At 50.1% G+C, this 8,897-nt stretch carries 3 protein-coding genes; all 3 read right to left on the bottom strand.

Going from position 1 to position 8,897, the window contains the following annotated elements:
• Positions 1-2,054: 2,054 nt before the first annotated feature.
• The gene (locus ACAW75_RS26005; protein WP_370731714.1) at positions 2,055-2,501 is read right to left on the bottom strand and encodes a type II toxin-antitoxin system VapC family toxin; all 447 of its coding nucleotides are present in this window, start codon (positions 2,499-2,501) and stop codon (positions 2,055-2,057) included.
• A 3,579-nt stretch (positions 2,502-6,080) separates the two neighbouring features.
• On the bottom strand, positions 6,081-6,683 hold the full coding sequence (locus tag ACAW75_RS26000) for a hypothetical protein (protein WP_370731713.1): 603 nt from the start codon (positions 6,681-6,683) through the stop codon (positions 6,081-6,083).
• Positions 6,684-7,504: 821 nt separating this feature from the next.
• Positions 7,505-8,050 (bottom strand): hypothetical protein, encoded by a 546-nt coding sequence (locus ACAW75_RS25995; RefSeq protein WP_370731712.1) that lies wholly within the window; start codon positions 8,048-8,050, stop codon positions 7,505-7,507.
• Positions 8,051-8,897 lie beyond the last annotated feature (847 nt).

The following is an 8,897-nucleotide window of genomic DNA, read 5'->3' as shown; positions in this document are numbered from 1 at the left end:
GATCTCCGAAAAGTTCTTGCGCGCATCCTGTGTGCTGCTAACTGACTGTGCCATGATCTTTGAGAGGTTTATAAGATGATAACTTCTAACAAAGGTCGTAAGTTCTGTACAAAATGTAAAATCTGTACAGAATATCTACGTTCTTTCCACGATGGATTGGCCTGTCCAACCAGAGGTGATACGCTAGAAAAAACGCGCTGTCGAACGGACTTTGACCTGTCGCACGTTACGCAAAACACCCGCTTACATGAACGAATCACCCAACGCCCACAAGGGCTGATGGCCGAAAGATAAGCCACATTCAGGTACGTTGCCTTGACCTTTTCACCCTTGTCTTCGTTGGGTGCCGCTCACGCTAGCCGGGCAGTGTCCTGTCCACCGCGAGTGGACCCCGCAAAGCTGAATAACAACCGGTCCGCCGGTGCGGCACAAAACCAAGCAAGCCGAGAGAGCGGTCCCGCGTCCGGGCCGAAGCAAACACGCCGAGGCTGTCGATCGTGACCGCTCAGACGGTCCGCCGCCGCGGTACGTTCCTGTGTCGGCCGAGACGCATTTGTCAGCGTGCTGTCCAGGGTTGATTGACCTGTCCAACCAGACGTGAGACGCCAGCAAAAACGCGCTGTCGAACGGTGACCAAATTGTCAACAGGTACGTGAAAAACCCACAAAGAACACTCACTATCAATTCGTTATCCTGTCGCCCGATATGTGAAACGCCCACTTACATGGACGAATCACCCAACAACCCGAAGGGCTGATGGCCGAAAGATAAGCCAAACCCAGGTACGTCACCACGACCTTTGCACCCTTCGCCGGTTGGGCTGCCGCTCAGGCCTGATCCGAGTGATTCCTGTCAACCGCGAGTGGACCCCGCAGAGCCAACCAACAACAAACAAAACCAAGCAAGCCGCGAAAGGCCGAAACTAACAAGCCGAGGCTGTCGAACCGTAGCGCTCAGGTACGTTGCCCTGTCGGCCGAAACGCATTCCGCTCGTTCTGGCCAGCGGTGACCAACCTGTCGCTAGGTACGTAGCAAACCAACCAAAACGTGCTGTCGAACGGGGATTCACCTGTCGCACGAAACGCCGATAAACCAGCAAAGAACGCTCATTATCAATTTGTTATCCTGTCGCACGACACGCGAAACACCCGCTTAAATGTAGGAATCACCCAACACCCCAAAGGGCTGATGGCCGCAAGATAAGCCAAACTCAGGTATGTGCCCTCGACCTTTTCACCCTTTGCCTGTTGAGCTGCCGCATGGGCCTAATCGCGTGATTCCTGTCCCAGGTAAGTGGACCCCGCAACGCTAACCAACAACGCACACAACCAAACAAGCCGAGAGAGCGGTCCCGCGTCCGGGCCGAAAACGGGCAGACCAGGCTGTCATCACTCCTACTCAGGTACGCTGCACTGTCGCGCGAAACGCATTTGTCAGCGGGCTGTCAACGATTAATTGGCCTGTCCAACCAGACGTGATAAGCCGATAAAAACGTGCTGTCGAACAGACGCCAAACTGTCAAGAGGTACGTGGCAAACCCACAAAAACAATCACTATCAATTCCTTATCCTGTCGACCGAGACGCGAAACACCCACTTGCATGAACGAATCACCCAACTCCTGCAAGGGCTGACGCGACCGATAGGGAGTGTTCACCCTTGCTCTGTTGTGCCGACGGTCCCCCGGTCTCGACCAACCTTGGCTTTAGTGTACACCCATCGAATCCGGGGGATGGGCTGACGCGATGGCCGTGCATTTTTGGGCTAGCTTGTGTTCCCTTGACAGCGAGCTGCCCGCGCCCACAAGCTAGCCCAAAAATAGGACAAAAGCAAGGGCAGGTAGGGGGCATCTCGCACAACGACCACAAGGGCTGATGGCCATCACTCTACTGAACACAAACAAGGTGCCGCTGACCTTTTCACCCTTGTTCGTGTTGGGTGCCCCTAAGCACTTCGAGGGATGCCTGTCAGAGGTAACACGCCACAGCAGAGCTAACCAAAAACGCACACTACCGATTAAGCCGAGAGAGGCCGAAACCGAGGAAGACTTGGAAATTAGTCTCTTTCTAGCAAAGCGTAATTCTCAGGTGTATATAACCGCACACTGGGGATTCGCTCAAAATGCTTTTGGTTAAGCGTAAAAATGGGTACATCGAAAAATAAGCCAACGCCGATGGTGAAACAGTCACCTAAACCTGTGTCGGGGTATAACCGACAGGCAGCAACAGCCAAGTCGATACAATCATTGTGATTGAGCTGGATGTATTTATCGAGCTGGTGACGAAGTTGATCAAACTCTGATTTGGTCAAGGCTTGGGTAGCTCGGCCTCGCGCCTTAATCAGCCACTGCATCAACTCAATGTAGACGCTACCCGTAATGACGGGTGTCGACCGGGCTGTCAACTCAGCATAAGCCTTGGTGATCTGAGGCTTACCTAAGAAGTACCGACTCATCACGCCGGTGTCAACCAAGATAAATGAGTCAGCGATTAGACCGCTCATTGAGGGTCAACTGGAGTAGGACGTAAATCGGTGTGCTTAGCTAAGATTCGTTGAATGGTCAACCCTGGATCCTCTTGAGAAAGCTCACCAGCGGGAATAGTGCCTTCGATTAACTTACCCGACGCATTCCGACCTCGCACAAGTAAGGAAGCTGGCTTTTTAAGTGTCTTAGTGGCCATGAGTAGCTTGTTTACTGATGAACAAAGCTAGTAATTTTTTAGCTCATTCGAGCTTAATGATGTTCGTTCTGTCCACAGTTGATTAACCTGTCCAACCGAACGCAAAACGCCAGCAAAACGCGCTATCGAAAGGATATTACACTGTTGCTAGGTACGTTGTAAACCTACAAAGAACGTTCACTGTCAATTAGTTAGCTTGTCGACCGGTACGTGAAACGCCCACTTACATGAATGGAGCGCCCAACAACCACAAGGGCTGATGGGAGTCACTTTACTCACGGCAAAATACGTGCCCTTGACCTTTTCACCCTTGTCTTTGTTGGGATGCCGCTCGTGCCTGCTCCGAGTGATGCCTGTCCCCCGTAAGTGGACCCCGCAACGCTAACCAACAACGCATACAACCAAACAAGCCGAGAGAGGCAGAAGCAAACAAGCCGAGGCTGTCAAACCGTGACGCTCAGGTACGTTGCTCTGTCGCAGGTAACGCTTTTTACGCGTTCTGTCAGCCGGACTTTGACCTGTCCAACCAGACGTGATACACCAGAAAAACGCGCTGTCGAACGGTGACCAAATTGTCAACGGATACGTGGCAAACCCAAAAATAGCGCTCACTATCAACCTGTTAACATGTCGCACGAAACGCGAAATACCCGCTTACATGGACGAATCACCCAACGCCACGAAGGGCTGATGGCCACAAGATAAGCCAAACGCAGGTACGTCACCACGACCTTTGCACCCTTCGCCGGTTGGGCTGCCGCATTGAATGCTCCGGCAGTTTCCTGTCACAGGTAAGTGGCCCCCGCAGAGCGAACCAATAACGCACGTAACCAAACAAGCCGAGAGAGCGGTCCCGCGTCCGGGCCGAAGCAAACAAGCCGAGGCTGTCAAACCGTGACACCCAGACGGTCCGCCGCAGCGGTACGTTCTCGTGTCGGCCGAAACACATTTTGTAACGTTCTGTCCAGCGGTGACCGACCTGTCGCCAGGTACGTGGCAAACCAACCAAAACGTGCTGTCGAACGGGGATTCACCTGTCGCACGAAACGCCGATAAACCAGCAAAGAACGCTCATTATCAATTTGTTATCTTGTCACACGACACGCGAAATACCCGCTTACATGAACGAATCACCCAACGCCTGCGAAGGCTGATGGTGGCCAAAAGATAAGCCATGACTAGGTACGTGACGCCTTTACACCTTCGCCTGGTTGGGCTGCCGCATTAGCCTGCTCCGCCTGATGCCTGTCCCAGGTAAGTGGACCCCGCAGCGCTAACCAACCAAGCACACAACCGAACAAGCCGAGAGAGGCCGAGCAAACAAGCCGAGGCTGTCGATCTTAACCGCTCAGGTGCGTTAATCTGTCGGCCGATACGCATTTTGATCGTTCTGTCCACAGTGGTTTGGCTTGTCGCCAGGTACGTGGCAAACCAACCAAAACATGCTGTCAAACGAGCTTTGACCTGTCGCACCAAACGCGAAACACCAACAAAAGAACGCTAACTATCAATTCGTTACCCTGTCTGCCGACACGTGAAACGCCCGCTTACATGAACGAATCACCCAACGACCGCAAGGGCTGATGGTGGTCACAAGATAAGCCACGATCAGGTAGGTTACACCTTTGCACCCTTGCCCTTGTTGGGATGCCACACTGGCCTACTCCGTGAGTCCCCTGTCAGAGGTAACACGCCCAAGCAGAGTTAATCACTAACGCACAATACCAAGCAAAATTAGACCTTTATAATCAGTGACATTTTTCAATGAAATATTTCATTACCTAAGAACTTTAAGTTATTACGTTGTTTAAGTTCTCTCCTAAGCGCTTTGAAATTATAGAAATTATACTGTATTATTGGATATACGTCGCCGTTCTCACAACATAAGATAATTTGCTCATATACTATAAACCGAATTTTTAATGTACCTGTTTTAAATCCTTTAAATGAAGAATAAGGAATCAATTTTTTACTTCTTATTGGTAATTCTATAATTTCAATACCATTATCTGTTATAAAAAAATTGTACCGTTCTTTTATCAATAAACGCAACAGATACGCCAAAGTGAAAAGAACCAGCGTATATACGAAACCTATATATAATAATGTACTTACCGAAATATTTGAAATCGGAAAGTACCGCAACATTTTATAAAACATGCAGGACAATAATACAAAAAGAAATATTCTCAAGAAAAGTCTCGAAAATTTATACTGTCCTCTCATAGTTCTAAAGCAACTCCAGTTACGTTACTAATCCTGTCAAAACGTTCTGTCCATGGTAGATTGACCTGTCGAACCAGACGCCAAACGCCAGCCAAAGCGCTATGCCTGACGGACTTTAACCTGTCGCACGAGACGCGAAATACCCACTTACTTGGACGGGCCACCTAACGCCCCGAAGGGCTGATGGCCACAAGATAAGCCAAACCCAGGTACGTGGCCTTGACCTTTACACCCTTCGCTTCGTTGGGAGCCGCTTGGAGCCACCAGCCAGTTTCCTGTCCGCCGTGAGTGGCCCCTGCAGAGCTGATCAACAACGCACAAATTCAAGCAAGCCGAGAGAGGCCGAAACCAGCAAGCCGAGGCTGTCGGTCGTGACCGCTCAGGTACGTTGCCTTGTCGGCCGAAACGCAGTTGTCGACGGGCTATCCACCAGATTTGAGACTGTCGCCGGGTACGTAGTAAGCCAGCAAAGAGCGCTCATTGTCAATTTGTTATCCTGTCGACCATGATGCGCCCACGCCACCTGCATGACTGAACCGCCCAACGCCCCAGAGGGCTGATGGTGAACGAAAGATAAGCTAAAACGTAGGTACGTTACAACCTTTACACCCTCTGCCTGTTGGGCTGCCGCATGGGCCTAATCGCGTGATTCCTGTCCGAGGTAAGTGGACCTAGCAACGCTAACCAACAACGCACACAACCGAACAAGCCGAGAGAGCGGTCCCGCGTCCGGGCCGAAACCTAAAAGCCGAGGCTGTCAACCGTAGCGCTCAGGTACGTTCTTGTGTCGCACGAAACGCATTTGTCAGCGGGCTGTCAACGAGTAATTGGCCTGTCCAACCAGACGTGATAAGCCGATAAAAACGTGCTGTCGAACAGACGCCAAACTGTCAAGAGGTACGTGGCAAACCCACAAAAGGCGCTCATTTACAACTAGTTAACCTGTCGACCGAGACGCGAAACACCCACTTGCATGAACGAATCACCCAACGCCTGCAAGGGCTGATGGTGGACGAAAGATAAGCCACCATCAGGTACGTTGCTACCTTTACACCTTTGCCCACGTTGGGTGCCGCTCAGGCTTGCCGGGCAGTTTCCTGTCAGAGGTAAGTGGACCCCGCAGAGCTGACCGACCAAGAAGATATCTTGATTAAGATAGCGACGAGTCAACACCTTAGCACTGCCATACAAATTTAGCTCTTCGATCTTTTACACAATCGAAAAGGTAGCCAAACCCACCGGCTCCAAAATTCATATGATCTATGTAAGACGGACCCTCCTCGAGTTGAGCAACAAACCGCATCGGTTTTTGACACTCGTCACAAGTTGGGGTTTCATCCCATTGTAGCCAACTCGGTTCGCCATAAAGTTGACCTAAAACCTCCTCGGTGTTTTCCGCGAAACTGATTTTGGCTTCAAAATAATCATCAGCTATAACTTCTACCATAGAGACTCCATACTCAGGTGTCTCCCGTAAGGCGGATAGCCCACTGACTGGATGAAAGGGTTCCAAATGGTCGCTTCCCACTATTATCACTTTATTGCCACCACCGTTAGCGTCCCACTCGTCACACATGCCTGGATCACTATTACAGATAAACAGCAATTCTAATCCTAGATCGGTTTTTAGTTTGCCTTGATACTGCATTTCGCTGTTGCAAGATCGACATATAGGCCACTCAACTGGTAAGCCTACTTGCTGAACAGGTGATCCAGCGAAACTTGTAGATTCTAGCGATGTAGGACTGTCAGGGTTATAGATTAAAAGTGTTGGCATTTAATAATTATTTGTTAGCTCTTCCAAGATAAAATCTTCCAAAAAGCACTTTTTTTACATTCTGTCCAGCGGTGACCACCCTGTCGGCAGGTACGTGGTAAGCTAGCAAAAAAACGCTCACTATTAATTAATTATCCTGTCGACCGTGACGTGAAACGCCCACTTGCATGGACGGACCACCCAACGCCACAAAGGGCTGATGGCCACAAGACAAGTCAAACGCAGGTACGTTGCTTTGACCTTTTCACCCTTTGCCTGTTGGGCTGCCGCATTGGCCTACTCAGCCGGTTTCCTGTCAGAGGTAAGTGGACCACGCAGCGCTAACCAACAACGCACGCAACCGAATAAGCCGAGAGAGGCCGAAGCTGATCAGACCAGGCTGTCAACACTCCTACTCAGGTACGCTCCTGTGTCGGCCGAAACGCGTTTGTCGACGTGCTGTCCACGGTGATTGACCTGTCGCCAGATACGTGGCAAACCAACCAAAACGCGCTGTCGAACGGGCACTGACCTTTCAACAGGTACGTGGTAAACCCGCAAAGAACGTTCACTATCAATTAGTTATCTTGTCGACCGGTACGCGAAATACCCACTGACTTGAACGGGCCACCCAACGCCTCAAAGGGCTGATGGCCACCACTTTACTTAACTCAGGTACGTTGCCACGGGCTTTACACCCTTTGTCGTGTTGGGTGCCCCTTGGGCCTAACCGACAGTATCCTGTCCGAGGTAAGTGGACCCAGCAGAGCTGACCAACAAAGCACAAATCCAGATAAGGTGAGGCTGTCGATCCCACGTGGAGCGTGGACCAACTCGAAAATCTACCAGATACAATCCACATCAATCGTTTTACAAACAAGCTTTGGTAATATCCAGGTAATGTTGGCTCTTGCACCATCAAAACATGGTTTACCATACAGTTTAGAATTAAATGGATCTGGCAAATTTTTGTTATTCAAAAGTTTCCAAAGGCCATCACCAATCAAATTTGAATGGGTTTTAAAGCTGACCTTACTCACACTCACAGAATCACTAACAAATTGCGTTTTGTAGTCGCTTTTACTGATTGCATAAGCAGTATCTCCAGCCAAAAGCGTGATTGCAAAAAAATCACAATTTATACAAACGTTGTCAAAGTACTCAACCAAGATAAGTGTGTCCTGTCTTGACTCAGCATCTATTTGATATTTGCTTTTTAACGTTTTAAAAAATGCTTGCCGGAATTCACTTTCCCTAACAATTTGCTTTCTAAACTTAAGCTTTCGGCTGTACGAGCGGCTTTTTGTAATTGCTTGTTCAACAGCTACTACTCTCCTAGTACAACCTGCAAACATAAGAAGCACAAATAGATATAGGACGTTTTTCATTCAAGAGTAACTTTTCGTTTACTTGACTGGAGCCTTTCAAGTGTCGTAAGCAACCTGCCCAACTTATCTAGCCGCACATCTGGGGGGTTTGTCCTGTCAACCGAAACGCATTTGTCGACGTGCTGTCCACGGTGGTTTGGCATGTTATCAGGCACGTGGCAAACCAACCAAAACGCGCTATTGGACGGGCATTGACCTGTCGACCGGAACGCGAAATACCACCAAAAGAACGCTTCACTATCAATTAGTTATCCTGTCGCCCGATACCTGAAATACCCACGTACATGAACGAGCACCCAACGCCCCAGAGGGCTGATGGTGAACACAAGATAAGCCAAACTCAGGTACGTGACAACCTTTACACCCTCTGCCTGTTGGGCTGCCGCATGGGCCTAATCGCGTGATTCCTGTCCCAGGTAAGTGGACCCCGCAGAGCCAACCAACCAAGCACACAACCGAACAAGCCGAGAGAGGCCGAATACTGTCAGACCAGGCTGTCAACGTGCTTTCGTAGGTACGTTACTTTGTCGGCCGTGACGTTTTTCACAACGTGCTGTCCAGCGGTGAAGAGCCTGTCGCCGGGCAGGTGGCAAGCTGACTGAAACGTGCTGTCAAGCGGTGATTGACCTGTCGACCAAGACGCCGCAAACCAGCAAACAAGCGCTCATTATCAACACGTTATCCTGTCGACCGATACGTAAAATACCCACTGACATGATTGAATCACCCAACTCCTGCAAGGGCTGACGCGACCGATAGGGAGTGTTCACCCTTGCTCTGTTGTGCCGACGGTCCCCCGGTCTCGACCAACCTTGGCTTTAGTGTACACCCATCGAATCCGGGGGAT

The organism is Fibrella arboris, assembly GCF_041321095.1.
GTDB lineage: Bacteria > Bacteroidota > Bacteroidia > Cytophagales > Spirosomataceae > Fibrella > Fibrella arboris.
Note: the sequence above shows the minus strand (reverse complement) of the source record. Positions and strands in the feature narration are given on the sequence as shown.

Bases quoted from the DNA above. Each gene is read 5' to 3' on its own strand.
- ACAW75_RS26005 (WP_370731714.1), bottom strand. From the start codon at position 2,501: ATGAGCGGTCTAATCGCTGACTCATTTATCTTGGTTGACACCGGCGTG.
- ACAW75_RS26000 (WP_370731713.1), bottom strand. From the start codon at position 6,683: ATGCCAACACTTTTAATCTATAACCCTGACAGTCCTACATCGCTAGAA.
- ACAW75_RS25995 (WP_370731712.1), bottom strand. From the start codon at position 8,050: ATGAAAAACGTCCTATATCTATTTGTGCTTCTTATGTTTGCAGGTTGT.